Origin of the sequence: Salinivibrio sp. SS2 (assembly GCF_001722075.1) — a bacterium.
Taxonomy (GTDB): Bacteria; Pseudomonadota; Gammaproteobacteria; order Enterobacterales; family Vibrionaceae; genus Salinivibrio; species Salinivibrio proteolyticus.
The window spans coordinates 1-15,679 of record NZ_MEBP01000070.1; the positions used below are offsets into that span (position 1 = coordinate 1).

Here is a 15,679-nt window from a genome sequence, read left to right on the forward strand (position 1 = left end):
GTTCATCGAATAAATCTTTTGTCTATTCTCAACGAGTGCCCACACAGATTGCATAGGTCAAATTGTTAAAGAGCGTTGACTTGCGAAGCGTTGCTTCGCTCGGTCAGGGCTGCGTATATTACTCGCCTTGCCGATGAAGTCAAGAAGAAATTTTATCTTTTTATTGATGCCAACCAGCGAAAACAAAACCTCTTTTTGACTCCCCTAACGCGTTGTCGGCGTTAAGTAGGTGGGCTATCTTAATCATTTAAAAACTGACGTCAAGCGTTTATTTTTATTTGATTTTTTGCCCCGACATGGCCGCTGAGCGCTTGCCCTGTGTGCCGTGTCGATGGAGGCGCATTATAGGGAAGCTGATCAGATTGGCAACCCCTTTTTAGTGGTTTTTTAGAAAAAAACTGTCACTCGCTGTTTTTTTGCTCGCTAGGGTGTAAAACTGGTACCAAAGTCAGCGTTATCTGACATTGTATAGCGATATAAAGAGGGATTTGTGATGGCAAAACAGCTGCGCGCTTATAAAGGCATGACGCCTCAGCTTGGCGAACGCGTCTATATTGATGAATCCAGTGTATTGGCTGGCGATATTACGCTAGGTGATGATGTGAGTATTTGGCCGCTGGTTGCAGCGCGTGGTGACGTGAACCATATCCAGATTGGCGCACGGACCAATGTGCAAGATGGCTCCGTCCTTCATGTCACCCATAAAAATGCCGAAAACCCACAAGGTTACCCGCTGATCATTGGCAAAGAAGTGACAATCGGCCACAAGGTCATGTTACACGGCTGCCGGATTGGCAACCGAGTTCTAGTGGGAATGGGGACGATTATTCTTGACGACGCTGTGATTGAAGATGAAGTGCTAATTGGCGCTGGCAGTTTAGTCCCGCCCGGAAAACGCTTAGAGAGCGGCTACCTGTATGTTGGCTCACCGGTCAAACAGGTTCGCCCCCTCACTGACAAAGAGCGCGCCTATTTTGCACGCTCAGCGCAAAACTATGTCGACACTAAAGACATCTACCGCTGCGAGCACTAGATCACCAAGCTGCCATCGGGTTCAAACGCTTCTGATTCGATGGCCGCTTCCATTTGCTCTTCAATATCAAACCAAGCCCGTTCGACAATCGCCTGCGCATTATCCGAGTCTACCGCACAGCCGGCGAGCGCAGATAAGGTGGTAAAGCGGACAGCGCATGTTAACAACGCACCATTAAGTTGACCGTAGAAACAAACACGCGCCTTTGCGGTATCGACCTGCGCTTCGTCCGCAGCCAGAATAAGGGATTGATTCATCGACTGAGTGCCTCTCTTAACTGCTCGCGCACACGTTCGGTTTGCGGCCGACAGCCACGCCATATAGCAAAGCTTTCCGCCGCTTGTTCCACCAGCATGCCCAAGCCGTCTAAACATCGCCCTGCTCCTTGGCGTTGCGCCCATTGGTTGCTGGTTGTACAGCCAGCTTGATACACCATGTCATAGACAGTGGTCGCTGGACCAATCGCTCCTTGCGGGAGAGGGGGATGGCTTTGATGTAAGCTCGCCGAGGTCGCATTAATGATCACATCAACGGGCGCCGCCATGGGTTTATCCACGGCATGACTGGCGATCGGTCCGGCCTCACCAAATGCAGCGGCTAATTGCTGGGCTTTTTGCTCGGTGCGATTCACTATCATCAGCAATGCTGGCTCTTGCTCCAGTAAAGGAAGCAACACACCCCTTGCTGCACCGCCTGCTCCCACAACCATAATGCGCTTATCGCGCAGTGCCACATGGTGGTAGTGTAAGTCAGTTACCAAACCTGCCCCGTCCGTATTATCACCCAGTAGGGAACCATCGCTTTGCTTAACCAGCGTATTCACGGCACCGGCGCGGCGGGCACGCTCTGTCAGTGTATCAGCCCATTCATACGCTTGCTGTTTAAAAGGTACGGTCACATTGGCGCCGCGCCCTCCTTGCGCAAAAAACGCCTGCATGGTGGTCACAAAGCCTTCAAGCGGCGCCTCAATGGCTTGATAGTCGATGTCTTGTTGGGTTTGCGTCGCAAATGCGGCGTGGATCTGCGGCGACTTACTATGGCCAATCGGGTGGCCTACCACGCAATAACGTTCGGTCATCCGTTACCACTCCCTCGGTTTAAGGTAGTCGCGATAAAGTCTCGCTTCCGGTGCATCGTCATCAGGTGACCAATTATATTCCCAGCGCGCCATCGGCGGCATCGACATCAGAATAGATTCGGTACGCCCACCACTTTGTAAGCCAAATAGCGTGCCTCTGTCATACACCAAGTTAAACTCGACATAGCGTCCGCGGCGATAAAGCTGAAAATCGCGTTCTCGCTCACCATAGGGCGTGGCTTTGCGGCGCTGTACTATCGGCAGGTAGGCATCGATAAAGCCTTTTCCAACCGCTTGAGTGTAGGCAAAGCACTGTTCGAATGGCCATTGGTTCAAATCATCAAAGAAAAGCCCGCCGACGCCACGGGTTTCATCACGATGGGGCAGATAAAAATAGCGATCGCACCATGCTTTGTGATCAGCGTATACGCTATCACCAAAGGGCGCACATAAGGCTTTGGCGGTCTGATGCCAGTGCTGGCAGTCTTCCTCGAACGGATAGAAAGGTGTGAGGTCAAAGCCGCCGCCAAACCACCACACAGGATCTGCACCTTCTTTTTCGGCAATGAAAAACCGCACGTTTGCGTGCGAGGTCGGCACGTACGGGTTATGAGGATGGATCACTAACGACACCCCCATGGCCTCAAAACAGCGCCCGGCAAGCTCTGGACGGTGCGCGGTCGCCGAGGCAGGCATTTGATCGCCAAATACGTGCGAGAAGTTCACTCCCGCTTGCTCAAATACTTGACCCTGACGCAGGACGCGACTGCGGCCACCGCCCCCTTTCTCACGCTCCCACGCATCTTCAATAAAACGCGCTTGACCATCTTCTTGCGCAAGCTGTTGGCAAATATCATCTTGAAGTTGGAGGAAAAAAGCCTTCACGGCTTGCTTATCAATTGTCGACTGACCGTGTGCCACGCTCACATCCTTTGTTACTGAGACCATGTGCTTACTTTACCTGATCCACGCACTGGGATCTTGACGGAATTTCATCCCCCACCGCTGACGCAAACGTTTTCCTTGCGATGAAATCTGGGTATAATTCGCGTCACGCTCAGCTTATCTTATTCACGCTTGTCATCAAGAAGGACGTATTATGACTGTCGGTATCATCATGGGCTCGCAATCCGATTGGCCTACCATGACACATGCAGCGGCTATGTTGGATCACTTTGCCATCCCTTACGAAACCCGTATTGTCTCTGCCCATCGCACACCACAGTTACTTGCCGACTACGCCCAACAAGCGGCCGAGCGCGGGATTAAAGTGATTATTGCTGGCGCCGGTGGTGCCGCCCATCTGCCTGGGATGACCGCCGCACACACCAGCCTGCCGGTGCTCGGCGTTCCGGTCCAGTCAAAAGCATTAAAGGGAATGGACTCGTTGCTTTCTATTGCTCAAATGCCCAAAGGTGTGGCTGTGGGCACGCTCGCCATTGGTGACGCAGGCGCCGCGAATGCAGGCCTCCTTGCGGCACAAATTCTCGCAACGGCCGACCCTGATTTGATGGCAAAAGTGGATGCGTTTCGCCAAGCGCAAACTGAGGCCGTTCTCGCTCAACCCAACCCACAAGGCTAAGGCCATGAATATTCTGGTGTTAGGCGCGGGACAACTGGCTCGGATGATGGCCTTGGCCGGCGCGCCGCTCAACCTTATCGTCAGCGCCTATGATGTGCGTAGTGGCGACATTGTTCACCCACTGACGCTGCAACCACTGGGGCACGGCCTCAATACGGCCATCGCCGGCGCGGATATTATCACCGCGGAATTTGAGCATATCCCCGCTGATATCTTGCATCACTGCGAGCAAAGCGGGAAGTTACGCCCCAGTGCCCAAGCGATTCTAACCGGTGGCGACCGCCAAATTGAGAAAGCGCTGCTGATGCAAGCAGGTGTCGCCAATGCACCGTACCGTGTGGTGCATACACAGGCTGATTTAGAAAAGGCGGTCGACGCACTGGGCGCACCCTTGGTCCTCAAAAGCACCTTGGATGGTTATGACGGCAAAGGACAGTGGCGCTATCGTGACGGCGATGATCTTCACGCATTGTGGGCAGAGCTCGACGCCTTTCTCACCGCGCCCGAACAGCGCGATGGCCAAGCCATCATTGCCGAAGCCATGATCCCTTTTGACCGAGAAGTGTCACTGATTGGTGTGCGTGGCGCGAATGGTGAATTTGCCAGCTATAGCCTGACCCAAAACCACCACCATGATGGGATACTAACCTTGTCTGTGGTGCGCCCGGATGAGGATGCCTTGCAAACACAGGCGGCGGACATGTTAGAAAAGATTGCCGGCGCGCTGAACTATGTGGGGGTACTCGCGGTGGAATTCTTTGATGTGGACGGCAGCTTGCTGGTGAACGAGATAGCGCCTCGGGTGCACAACTCCGGTCACTGGACACAGCAAGGTAGCGCGTGTTGCCAATTTGAAAACCACCTGCGCGCCGTCAGCGGCTTACCTCTTGGCCCGACCGATTTAATCCAGCCAACGGCGATGATTAATATCTTAGGCCAAGGCAGTGTCCCGCTTGCGACCTATCGTGATGCCCATGTGCATTGGTATAACAAAACGCCTCGTCCGGGGCGCAAAGTGGGTCATATTAATGTCACGGCCACATCGAACGCGGCGCTTGCCACCAAGTTAGCCAGTCTCGCCAGCTACCTTCCCTGCGATGCTTTTCACGGTTTGAAATCGGCGGCATTAGCTCTCGCCGCGCAAACCGATTAGCCTTCGCTCTCCGATTCTGCAGCCGATTCACCCTGAATCGCGCTGCAGGACTTATCGGCACATTGATGTACTGTCTTGCCACCTTTCTTACGCTCCACCAGCAGCGCAAAGCCACATTGCTCGCAGGTGCCGGCTATCGGTTGTACATTTACCGCAAAATGACACTTAGGGTATTGGTCACAGGCAAAAAAGCGCTTGCCGTAACGCGAGGTGCGCTCCACCAGCTCACCTTTGTGGCAGGCTGGGCAGGTTAGGGTGGTATGATCGGGTTCATCCGGTTTTTCGATATGCGTACATTGCGGGAACTGATCACAGCCAATAAACATACCGAATCGACCTTGGCGTAACACCAATTCTCCCTGATGACACGCCGGGCAAGCCACGCCAAGCGCTTTTACTACATGGCCATCACCATGATGTAACGCTTTGGTATAGTGGCAGTCTGGATAGGCGGTACAGGCCAGAAACGGGCCTCGTTTGCCCGATTTAAACGCAAGAGCGCTGCCACATTCCGGGCAGCGCTCGTGGGTATTCGGGGTGTTATCTTTACTCATTCACACCTTTTACTGTCATTGATAAGCGTTAATGCACGTATCCCTCTTGTGCGTCGTACAACATTTCTTCCATCTGTGTATACGCACGTTCGTTACCGGGCACGTTAAACAGCACCATCAAAATAACCCATTTTAGATCATCAAGACCAAATTCTTGGGTCTCGAGTTCCATCACCCGATCGATGACCATTTCACGCGTTTCCGGTGAAAGCACCCCAGCCTGCTCTAAGAATAAGAGGAAGCCTCGGCTTTCTTGGTCAATAAAGCGCGTTTCTTGCTCGGTATAGATTCGGATCGAGCTTTGGGCACTGCCTGATAGGTAAGGCTGTTTATCCGCATTTTGCAACTGTGCCAGCTTTTCAAGCCAGTTCAGGGCTTTATATATATCGTCTTGATGAAAACCCGCGCGGGACAATTCATCTGCTAACTCGTCCTGATCGATCATCACTTCCACATCGCTGTGGATGTAGGTTTCGAACAGGTACATAAGAATGTCCATCATGGCTAGCCCCTCCTCGTTCTGACATAGCCACCGGGTACTGCTGCTACAAGCCCCTGGAGTTCTAAGTCTAACAACTGCATCATGATTTCGTGAACCGGTTGGTTGCAGCGCTCAGCCAGTACGTCGACACACGTCGCTTTAGTACCTACGTTAGCCAACAGCTCAGGAAATGGCAATCCTTCATGTGTATCTAACTTAGGCGCGTCACTAAATAATTCGGTTTGTTGACACGCGGCGAAGCTTATCAGGCTATCAATTTCATGCAAGATATCATCGACACAGTCTGTGAGTGTGGCCCCTTGTTTAATCAATTGGTGGCATCCACGCGACTGAACTTGGTCAATGGGCCCAGGAATCGCAAACACATCACGATTTTGCTCAAGTGCATAACGTGCCGTGATCAGCGACCCACTTTGTGGCGCGGCCTCTACCACTAATACGCCTGCCGACAAGCCACTGATCAACCGGTTGCGGCGCGGAAAGTGTTCGGCTCTTGGCGGTGCCTCTGGCCAGAACTCTGAAACCAGTGCGCCCTGTGCTTCAATCCGCTCGGCCAATGCGCGATGTCGTGCAGGATACACATTGGCAAGCCCGCTTCCTAGCACCGCCAATGTCTTGCCGTGGCCTTCAAGAGCGCCTTTGTGTGCTCGGCCATCGATACCTAGCGCAAGCCCACTGGTAATCGCAACACCATGCTCAACCAGTTGTTTAGCAAATTGATACGCCGTTTCTAAACCTTGCGGGGTCGCGTGACGACTGCCCACCATCGCCAATTGAGGCATCGCCAAGCAAGCCAGATCGCCTTGCACATACAAGAGCAAAGGCGGCCGTGCGATTTCTCGGAGTAATGCAGGGTAAGCTGGATGATCAAAGCCAACCAGGTGGCAATGCTCTTGCCTCGCCCACTCAAGGCTACGCTCAATCATGGCATGATTGGGATGCGTGATAGCCTGACATTGCTCCGCGGTTAAGCCAACCGCGGCAAGATCATGAGCAGTTTGCTCACTCAACGCATCGATGGGCACTTTGGCCAACAGCGCGCGTCGCTGAGAAACGCGCAACCGCGGCACTTGGGTCAGTATCAACCACCCTCGCAGGGATTTATCGCGCATAGGCCAGTTGAGGGGAAGGTGGCACCGCATGCATGCCGGCTTTAATTGGCTGACGCGCTTGGGTGATCACAGCCAAACTGACCCAAGGGTATGCCCGAACCACCATGGTTTGTCCCACCGTCACATCAGGCAAGGCGGTCATCGGCTGGGCGGCACTGTCACTTGCGTTTTGATAGCGATACTCACCAGGACCATTTAATACGTTGGCACCGGCTTCAGTGACAGTAAACATTTGCCCGGCTGTCACGCCATCATTGGCGCCTTTATCAAGTACCACAAGCTGACCATTCGCGACATACTCACTGCCATACAGATGCCCTAATAATGTGGCATCAGTTTGAGCCGCTTGGGGCCAAAAACGCGGATGCGTGTTCTCGGGTAAAGGTAACAAGACATCATTGGGGCGCACTTCCTGCACCACTCGTGTCAATGTCATCACACTGCGCCCTTCACTTAGCGCACGAATACGCCCATCAGCCACATGTTTTAAGCTCACCATCGCGGTAGGTTCGGCGCTAGCATCTGACGGCGCAGGGCGTAAAAAGGTTTTCTCAACCCGAAACACTTGCCAATCCTTAACACTCAGCGACGCATCCACATACAGGGTATCGTGCACTGACAGATATTGACGCCCATCCGTCGATCCAAGGACGCGAGGCAGCGCCACCAAACGCGCCTTTTCAACCAGCATGTCCTGCTGTAAGTACGGCAGCAGCATAGGATCGACACTGCTCAGCGCTGGCGTCTTAGGCGAATCTCCCTTTGCTGCAATCGCACGCCTAGGCTTATAGCTAACGGTCGGTTTCCCCGCTTGCCATGTGAGGGTGAGCACATCGCCGGGATAAATCAGATTGGGATCCTTTATGGTCGGATTTGCGTACCACACCTCAGGCCATTGCCAAGGGTTATCGAAAAAGGTAGCGGCGATATCCCACAGGGTATCCCCTCGCTCAACCACATATCGCTGACTCTCGGCAGAGCTGGCTGCCAGTACTGGTAGCGCGATAGCCAATAGCCCAGCGGCGGCGAGATTGAATAGCTTTCTTGTCATCAATGTCTTCCTCACCAGACGGATGATGCTGATGCTGTCAATTGGCTGTCAAAATGTCTAGAATTAACCCAATTACCCCGTGCCGCTTTCGGCACAGTTCAATTTTTATGAGACGTTATGGCTTTATTGAACGTATTAACATTCCCAGATGAGCGTCTTCGCACCGTCGCCAAGCCGGTCGAAGCAGTGACGCCTGAGATCCAAAAAATGGTCGACGACATGCTCGAGACCATGTACGACGAAGACGGTATTGGTCTCGCCGCGACCCAGGTGGATTTTCACCAACGTATCGTGGTGATCGATATATCTGAAACCCGTAATGACCCTATGGTGTTAATTAACCCAGAGATCATCGAAAAACGTGGCGAAGACGGTATCGAAGAAGGCTGCCTGTCCGTACCGGGTTCCCGTGCCTTAGTGCCACGTGCTGCCGAAGTGACTGTGAAAGCGTTAGACCGCGACGGCAATCCATTTCAGTTTGATGCTGACGACCTGTTGGCCATTTGTGTCCAGCATGAGCTCGACCATTTGGAAGGTAAGTTATTTGTTGACTACCTCTCGCCATTGAAGCGTCAACGCATCAAGCAGAAGATGGAAAAAATCAAACGCGCTAACCAAAAAGCAAGCTGAGGTCACTTTGAGTACACCGCTGCGTATTGTATTTGCGGGCACGCCGGATTTTGCCGCGCGCCATTTGCAGGCCCTGCTCAACAGCGAGCATGAGGTGATTGCGGTTTATAGCCGCGAAGATAAACCGGCAGGCCGAGGCAAGAAGCTCACGGCAAGCCCAGTGAAAAAGCTCGCGCTTGAGCATAACTTACCCGTGTATCAACCCCGCACGTTGCGTGATGAACAAGCACAAGCGGAACTGGCTGCCTTAAATGCCGACGTGATGGTGGTGGTCGCTTACGGGCTGATTCTGCCCAAAGCGGTATTGGATACACCTCGTCTGGGCTGTGTAAATGTCCACGGTTCTATCTTGCCACGTTGGCGCGGCGCCGCGCCGATAGAGCGTGCCGTATGGGCGGGCGATACCGAAACCGGTGTCACCATCATGCAGATGGACGAAGGCCTTGATACCGGTGATATGCTAAAAATCGCCACGCTGCCTATCGAAGAAACCGATACCAGTGCCAGCTTGTATACGCGTTTGGCAGAATTGGGGCCCCAAGCCTTGATTGATTGTCTCAATGACATGGCCAACGGCATTATTCTTGCCGAGCCACAAAACGATGCCAAAGCCAACTATGCCGAGAAGCTGACCAAGCAAGAAGCCAAAATTGATTGGACACAAGATGCTGCGTTTATCGGACGCTGCATTCGCGCCTTTAATCCACGTCCAGTCAGCTACTTCACCTTGGGAGAGCAAAATATCAAAGTCTGGCAGGCCAATGTGCTCGACATTGATGTTGACGCCACACCGGGCACAGTGATCAATACCGATAAGCACGGTATTCAGGTTGCTACCGGAAAAGGTGTACTCCAGCTAACGCAGCTTCAGCCTCCCGGTAAAAAAGCCATGCAAGCCCATGAGCTGCTCAACGCCCGCCGTGAATGGTTTGAGATTGGTACACGGCTATAATGAACACGGTTTCCCGTGTCATCGTCATTCAAAGGCCAGTCCACTGGCCTTTTTTATTGGTTAACGCCCCTTGGTGGCATACGACTCGCCACTTGGCTGCAATGTAGGTAACAGCATGAATGTAAGAGCCGCGGCTGCCCGCGTTCTGTATCAAGTTGTCGATCAGGGTCAGTCCCTGTCACAACAACTGCCTTTAGCCCAGCAACGTATCGCACCGCGTGACGCGGCCTTATTACAAGAGATGTGTTATGGCACCTTACGTTGGTTGCCACGCCTTGAGCAAATCGTGCAATCCTTGATGGATAAGCCACTGAAAGGCAAACAACGTGTCTTCCATCACCTCATTCTGGTCGGCCTGTATCAATTAGGTTATATGCGCATCCCAGCGCATGCAGCAGTGGCTGAAACCGTGAACGCCACCCAAACACTCAAGCGCCCTCAACTTCGTGGGTTGATCAATGCCATCTTGCGTCAATATCAACGCGAGCAAACCGCGTTAGATGAAGCCAGTACCGCCAATGCCGCCGGCGAGTTTTGCCACCCCAGTTGGCTACTCAAGCGGTTACAAGAAGCATATCCGGAGCAATGGCAAGCAATTGTCGCAGCCAACCATCAAAAAGCGCCCATGTGGCTGCGGGTTAATCGTCAGTACCATCGCCCTGATACCTATCTTGCACTACTCAAAGAAGCGGGCATTGATGGAGAGTGCTTCGTTGAGGCTGGCGATGCGATCAAATTAGCCAAGCCGTGCGATGTCTCGCGCTTACCAGGGTTTGACCAAGGTTGGGTATCCGTCCAAGACGCCGCCGCCCAGCTCGCGGTCGACTACCTGACCCCGCAAGCAAACGAGACGATTCTTGATTGCTGTGCGGCACCGGGCGGAAAAACCTGTCATATCTTAGAGCACCAACCTAGCGCACACGTGACCGCGATTGATGCCGATGCGCAAAGATTGAGCCGCGTCAAAGAGAACCTTGCTCGACTGGGGCTTAATGCCACGGTGAAACAAGCCGATGCTCGCGAACCCAGCGCTTGGCATTCAGGTCCCGCATTTGACCGTATTTTGCTGGATGCACCCTGTTCGGCAACCGGTGTGATCCGTCGCCACCCCGACATCAAATGGTTACGCCGTGATAGCGACATTGCCGCCCTCGTCACGCTCCAAGCGGCAATCTTGGATGCAATGTGGCAGCAGCTTAAGCCGGGCGGTACTCTTGTGTATGCAACCTGTTCTGTTTTACCTGATGAAAATCGCCATCAAATCCGTGATTTTCTCGCCCGTACACCAGATGCCAACTTACGCACCGGCACGTCAGAAGTACCGGGGCGTCAGGTTTTACCCGGCGAGCAAGACATGGACGGCTTTTACTACGCATGCTTGGAAAAGTCACTGACCTAAGTGCCAAGCAGGGAGAGTTAATAACATGAAAATCATCATCTTGGGCGCCGGACAAGTCGGCGGCACCTTGGCAGAAAACTTGGTGGGTGAAAACAACGACATCACCATTGTCGATTGTGCGCCTGAACGACTGCGTGACTTGCAAGACAAATACGATCTGCGCGTGGTGCAAGGCTATGCCAGCCATCCCTCAACGCTGCAAGAAGCTGGCGCACAAGATGCTGATATGTTAGTTGCGGTCACCAATTCTGACGAGACCAATATGATTGCTTGTCAGGTTGCGTATACCCGATTTAATACACCTAACCGTGTCGCCCGGATCCGCAGCCCAGAGTACTTGGCAGTCAAAGATCAGCTGTTTAATCGCGAGGCCTGCCCGGTCGATCATTTAATTGCGCCCGAAGAGCTCGTTACCCGCTACATTCGCCGCCTCATTGAATATCCCGGGGCGCTGCAGGTGGTCGGTTTTGCCGATAACAAAGTGGGCTTAGTCGCCGTCAAAGCGTATTACGGCGGCCCGCTTGTCGGAAAGGCCTTGTCGGCGCTGCGTGAGCATATGCCGCACGTCGATACCCGTGTTGCCGCTATCTTCCGTCGCGATCGCCCCATTCGTCCGCAAGGCACCACCATTATCGAAGCCGATGACGAAGTGTTTTTTGTCGCCGCCAGTAACCACATTCGCTCCGTGATGAGTGAATTGCAACGCCTCGAAAAACCCTACAAACGGATCATGATTGTCGGGGGCGGGAATATCGGGGCTGGCCTAGCCATGGCACTTGAACGCCAATACAGCGTTAAGCTTATCGAGCGCGATCCTGCCCGAGCCGAACACCTATCTGAGTTGCTGGAAGATACCACGGTATTTTGTGGCGATGCCTCCGATCAAGAGCTGTTGAGCGAAGAGCACATTGACCAAATCGATGTCTTTATCGCGGTGACCAACGAAGATGAAGCAAACATCATGTCTGCCATGTTGGCCAAACGCCTTGGGGCAAAGAAAGTCATGGTGCTGATTCAACGCGGTGCGTATGTCGACTTGGTACAAGGCGGCGCGATCGATATTGCCATCTCGCCTCAACAAGCGACTATCTCTGCCCTGCTAACCCACGTGCGTCGTGGTGACATCGTCAATGTGTCATCGCTACGGCGTGGCGCGGCCGAAGCCATCGAGGCCATCGCTCATGGTGATGCTGCAACATCCAAAGTCGTGGGCCGTGAGATTGGCGATATCAAACTGCCCCCCGGCACCACCATCGGGGCAGTGGTACGTGGCGAAGAAGTGTTGATTGCACACGATAAAACCGTGATCCAACAAGACGACCATGTGGTGATGTTCTTGGTCGATAAAAAATACATTCCAGACGTAGAGCGCCTGTTCCAGCCCAGTCCTTTCTTTCTCTAAATCAATGCCCTGTAGGCCAATCTGGCCTACAGGTACACACTTTTGGCTCGCGCACTGCCAGCGCCCTAAATTTGGGTATACACTGATAATAACGTGTTTTTTCGGCCCCCGACCGGACAGGGAGTATCAACGTAGCCATGTCGGATGATCAGTTTCAACAATCGACCGGTTTTCTAAAGAAAGCCGTGCCGTTAATGATGAAATACAAGGTGCCCACCACCCCTACCAACTACGCATTGTGGTACACCTATGTCGCGGATACCGATCCTCAACTCAATGCGGATGTGGACGACACGCTCACACATCATGGCACCTGCAGTCCGCTGCAAAGTGACATGCTCTACCAAAAACACGTCGCCGATAAACACAGCCAAGACATGAGCGCTCTCAAGCAAAGCCTCGAGTCGATGATGACCGAGATGAGCCACTCGATGTCGGATACGTTGCAAGACACCGATGCCTTCCAGAGTGTGTTAGATCGCACCTTCGAACAGCTTGCGCGGGTGGAAGATGAAGGCTTGTCTATCGATGAGACCATCGCGGTCGTGCGTAACGTGGTTAAAGACTCCCAATCGCTCACCCAGTCGACCCGCTACTTCAAGCACCAGCTCAGTGATGCGCAGCAAGAGATCTCTCAGCTCAAACAGACGCTGGCAGAAATGACAGAGCAAGCCACGCATGATGGCTTAACCGGCCTATTAAACCGCCGCGCCTTCGACCGAGAACTCGCCGCCTATATCGACAGCAATCTCACTCCGCCTTTTTGCCTCGCCATGATTGACCTTGACCACTTTAAAAAGCTCAACGACACCTATGGTCATGTGATTGGCGATACTGTGCTAAAACAAGTGGCGAAGCGCCTCAGCGATTACTGTCGTGATGGCATCCAAGCCTTTCGTTATGGCGGCGAAGAGTTTGCTTTGCTCATCCCGCAAAAACGTCTCAATGGCGCCAAGCGGATTGCTGAAACGATACGCACCGCTATCGACCGGATGATTATCAAAGACAGACGCCGAGGCAACACGCTCAACCATATCACGGTATCGATTGGCGTTGCAGAGTACGATAATGAAACGGGTGAGTCTGCGTCAGATCTCATTCATCGTGCTGACAAGCACTTATACAGCGCGAAGAAACTCGGCCGCAATCGCGTGATGCCGATAAATTAATCCTCACCTGCGCCTTATTTGATCTTGGCTAAGTTTCAGCCCAATACGCTCGGGCAAAATGGTGTTTTTTACGTGCCACACATAAAGGACACCTATGAATTGCCATCGCATCAATGAACTGCTCGAGCTGTTAAATCAGTCGTGGCAGAAAACGCCGGAGCGCTCACTGGTCGAGATGCTCACTGTCATTGCCCAAGAGGCTGGCCATCAAGACGGGCTGGATAACATCTCGGACGACACCTTGATCTATCAACTCAAAATGCGACTAGAAGATAAAAATGCCCCCATTCCCGGCTTGGCAAAAGACAGCGAAGAGGACTTCAAAGCCGCTATCTTGCGTGCTCGTGGTATCCAATCTTAAGCGGAATGAGGCAGGGAGCACACATAGAGCGCTGTTATAGCTGGAATTGTTCTAGTTTGTGACTGTTTCGCAAACTATGACACTGATAGAGTATTCGCGAATCTGGCTACGCTATAATCACGCGTCACAACGATAAACAGGGTCTGGCAACGTACCAAGGCCTCGACATCCCAAGGAAAGCCAATGTCATGAGCAACGAAAAGATAGACGTCAAAGACGTGACCGCAAAAGAATACAATCCGAAGACCCATAAAGGGGCTGACGATCGCTTTAATCCAAGCAATCGCATCTATGTACGCGCGGTAAAAGGCTATTACCAAAAAATGCGCCGCTACATGGGCTGGTTTTTCATGGTGCTGTTTCTTGCTATTCCTTGGATCCCGTATCAAGGGCGCCAAGCGATTTTGCTCGATATCGGCAACCAGAAGTTCACCTTTTTTGGCACCACACTTTGGCCACAAGATCTGACCTTATTGGCAGCCTTGTTGATGCTTGGGGCGTTCGGACTCTTTTTTATTACCACCTTCCTCGGCCGCGTCTGGTGCGGATACCTTTGCCCGCAAACTGTGTGGACCTTCCTGTTTATCTGGTTTGAAGAAAAGCTCGAAGGTGCTGCCAACAAGCGTCGTAAGCAAGACTCATTAAAACTGACGCCTGAGCTAGCCGTACGCAAAACCGCGAAACACGCGGCATGGTGGGTGATTTCTTTAATTACGGGCATGACCTTTGTCGGCTATTTTGTCCCCATGCGCGAGCTGGCGGTGGACTTAGTCACCTTTGATACCAGTTTCTGGGTCGGTTTTTGGGTGATTTTCTTTGCCGCCTGTACTTACGGAAATGCGGGATGGATGCGCTCGATTATGTGTATCCATATGTGTCCCTATGCACGTTTCCAATCCGCCATGTTCGACAAAGACACTTTTATTGTCGGCTATGATGTCGAACGGGGTGAAAAACGTGGCCCACGTCCACGTAAAAAAGATCCTAAAGAGTTGGGGCTGGGTGACTGTATTGACTGTAATTTATGTGTTCAAGTCTGCCCAACCGGCATCGATATTCGCAATGGCCTACAGTATGAATGTATCAACTGTGGTGCCTGTATTGATGCCTGTGATCAAACCATGGACCGCATGGGTTATGAACGCGGACTGATAAGCTATACCACCGAGCATAAGCTTGAAGGGAAGAAGACGGCAGTTATGCGACCCAAACTGGTCGGTTACGGCGTCGTTATGACCATTGTCACGGCTATGTTTATCTACTTAGCCATGTCCGTGATGCCCATGGAATTGGATGTCATTCGTGACCGTAACCAGCTGTATCGCGTCAACAATCAAGGGCTGATTGAGAATACTTACACGCTGAAAATCCTCAATAAGACCCAAAGTGATGAAACCTATACCCTCTCGGTGAAAGGGCTAAAAGACGTGCAATGGTACGGCCCACAAACCGTTAAAGTGCAAGCGGGAGAAGTGTTCTCACTGCCCATCAGTTTAGGCGTAGACACCTACGAGATGACCCAACGCATTGCCGACATCACTTTTGTCATGGAGCGTGCATCGGGCGACAAACAAAAAGAGGTCCAAGCGGAAAGCCGCTTTATTACAGACCTTTAATCAGCCACTCAGCTGATTGGTAACAAGGGCGCATGCAGCGCCCTTTTTATTTGTTACCATGACACTTCTGTGCTGAATGAGTAGC

The 15,679-nt window shown here is 52.5% G+C and carries 16 protein-coding genes and 1 pseudogene; 10 read left to right on the forward strand and 7 right to left on the reverse strand.

Going from position 1 to position 15,679, the window contains the following annotated elements:
- Positions 1 to 493 precede the first annotated feature (493 nt).
- A complete protein-coding gene (locus BGK46_RS07225) occupies positions 494 to 1,033 on the forward strand; it encodes a gamma carbonic anhydrase family protein (protein ID WP_069588045.1) in 540 nt (179 codons plus the stop codon).
- Here the strand turns inward: BGK46_RS07225 and BGK46_RS07230 are convergent.
- The 3 genes from BGK46_RS07230 to hemF are packed head-to-tail and all read right to left on the reverse strand — an operon-like array spanning position 1,030 to position 3,032.
- Positions 1,030 to 1,290, reverse strand: a complete 261-nt coding sequence (locus BGK46_RS07230) for a DUF1488 family protein (RefSeq protein ID WP_069588046.1) — start codon at positions 1,288 to 1,290, stop codon at positions 1,030 to 1,032. The genes BGK46_RS07225 and BGK46_RS07230 overlap by 4 nt on opposite strands.
- The gene (gene aroE, locus BGK46_RS07235; protein WP_069588048.1) at positions 1,287 to 2,111 is read right to left on the reverse strand and encodes a shikimate dehydrogenase; all 825 of its coding nucleotides are present in this window, start codon (positions 2,109 to 2,111) and stop codon (positions 1,287 to 1,289) included. Before aroE ends, BGK46_RS07230 begins: the two co-directional genes overlap by 4 nt.
- A 3-nt stretch (positions 2,112 to 2,114) precedes the next feature.
- Positions 2,115 to 3,032: an oxygen-dependent coproporphyrinogen oxidase gene (gene hemF / locus BGK46_RS07240; protein ID WP_241836833.1), complete on the reverse strand. Its 918-nt coding sequence runs from the start codon at positions 3,030 to 3,032 to the stop codon at positions 2,115 to 2,117.
- 178 nt (positions 3,033 to 3,210) lie between these two features.
- Between hemF and purE the strand changes: the two genes are divergently transcribed.
- Both purE and BGK46_RS07250 read left to right on the forward strand, forming a co-directional pair.
- Positions 3,211 to 3,693, forward strand: coding sequence for a 5-(carboxyamino)imidazole ribonucleotide mutase (gene purE, locus BGK46_RS07245; protein WP_069362358.1), 483 nt, complete (start codon positions 3,211 to 3,213; stop codon positions 3,691 to 3,693).
- 4 nt (positions 3,694 to 3,697) lie between these two features.
- Positions 3,698 to 4,846 carry a 5-(carboxyamino)imidazole ribonucleotide synthase gene (locus BGK46_RS07250; RefSeq protein ID WP_069588051.1) on the forward strand — a complete coding sequence of 383 codons (1,149 nt, stop codon included), beginning with the start codon at positions 3,698 to 3,700 and terminating at the stop codon, positions 4,844 to 4,846.
- Here the strand turns inward: BGK46_RS07250 and BGK46_RS07255 are convergent.
- Genes BGK46_RS07255 through BGK46_RS07270 form a run of 4 tightly spaced genes read right to left on the reverse strand, consistent with a single transcriptional unit; the run spans position 4,843 to position 8,065 of the window.
- Positions 4,843 to 5,400, reverse strand: a complete 558-nt coding sequence (locus BGK46_RS07255; protein WP_069588052.1) for a DNA topoisomerase family protein — start codon at positions 5,398 to 5,400, stop codon at positions 4,843 to 4,845. The two genes, BGK46_RS07250 and BGK46_RS07255, sit on opposite strands and share 4 nt — an antisense overlap.
- A 28-nt stretch (positions 5,401 to 5,428) precedes the next feature.
- On the reverse strand, positions 5,429 to 5,902 hold the full coding sequence (locus BGK46_RS07260; RefSeq protein ID WP_046074885.1) for a DUF494 family protein: 474 nt from the start codon (positions 5,900 to 5,902) through the stop codon (positions 5,429 to 5,431).
- 2 nt (positions 5,903 to 5,904) lie between these two features.
- Positions 5,905 to 7,014 carry a DNA-processing protein DprA gene (dprA, locus tag BGK46_RS07265; protein WP_069588053.1) on the reverse strand — a complete coding sequence of 370 codons (1,110 nt, stop codon included), beginning with the start codon at positions 7,012 to 7,014 and terminating at the stop codon, positions 5,905 to 5,907.
- Positions 7,004 to 8,065 (reverse strand): LysM peptidoglycan-binding domain-containing protein, encoded by a 1,062-nt coding sequence (locus tag BGK46_RS07270; RefSeq protein WP_069588054.1) that lies wholly within the window; start codon positions 8,063 to 8,065, stop codon positions 7,004 to 7,006. Before BGK46_RS07270 ends, dprA begins: the two co-directional genes overlap by 11 nt.
- 117 nt (positions 8,066 to 8,182) lie before the next feature.
- Between BGK46_RS07270 and def the strand changes: the two genes are divergently transcribed.
- From def to ccoG, 7 genes and pseudogenes are all read left to right on the forward strand, one after another.
- Positions 8,183 to 8,695 carry a peptide deformylase gene (gene def, locus BGK46_RS07275; RefSeq protein WP_069588055.1) on the forward strand — a complete coding sequence of 171 codons (513 nt, stop codon included), beginning with the start codon at positions 8,183 to 8,185 and terminating at the stop codon, positions 8,693 to 8,695.
- A gap of 7 nt (positions 8,696 to 8,702) precedes the next feature.
- Complete coding sequence (fmt, locus tag BGK46_RS07280; RefSeq protein ID WP_069588056.1) at positions 8,703 to 9,647, forward strand: methionyl-tRNA formyltransferase; 945 nt, start codon at positions 8,703 to 8,705, stop codon at positions 9,645 to 9,647.
- Between the two features lie 115 nt (positions 9,648 to 9,762).
- On the forward strand, positions 9,763 to 11,046 hold the full coding sequence (gene rsmB / locus BGK46_RS07285) for a 16S rRNA (cytosine(967)-C(5))-methyltransferase RsmB (RefSeq protein WP_069588058.1): 1,284 nt from the start codon (positions 9,763 to 9,765) through the stop codon (positions 11,044 to 11,046).
- 19 nt (positions 11,047 to 11,065) lie between these two features.
- A pseudogene (gene trkA, locus BGK46_RS07290) lies at positions 11,066 to 12,448 on the forward strand (Trk system potassium transporter TrkA); the annotation flags it as partial.
- A gap of 137 nt (positions 12,449 to 12,585) precedes the next feature.
- A complete protein-coding gene (locus tag BGK46_RS07295; protein ID WP_069588062.1) occupies positions 12,586 to 13,617 on the forward strand; it encodes a GGDEF domain-containing protein in 1,032 nt (343 codons plus the stop codon).
- Between the two features lie 94 nt (positions 13,618 to 13,711).
- The gene (locus BGK46_RS07300; RefSeq protein WP_069588063.1) at positions 13,712 to 13,978 is read left to right on the forward strand and encodes a YihD family protein; all 267 of its coding nucleotides are present in this window, start codon (positions 13,712 to 13,714) and stop codon (positions 13,976 to 13,978) included.
- 188 nt (positions 13,979 to 14,166) lie between these two features.
- A complete protein-coding gene (gene ccoG / locus BGK46_RS07305) occupies positions 14,167 to 15,594 on the forward strand; it encodes a cytochrome c oxidase accessory protein CcoG (protein WP_069588065.1) in 1,428 nt (475 codons plus the stop codon).
- The last annotated feature ends 85 nt before the right edge of the window (positions 15,595 to 15,679 follow it).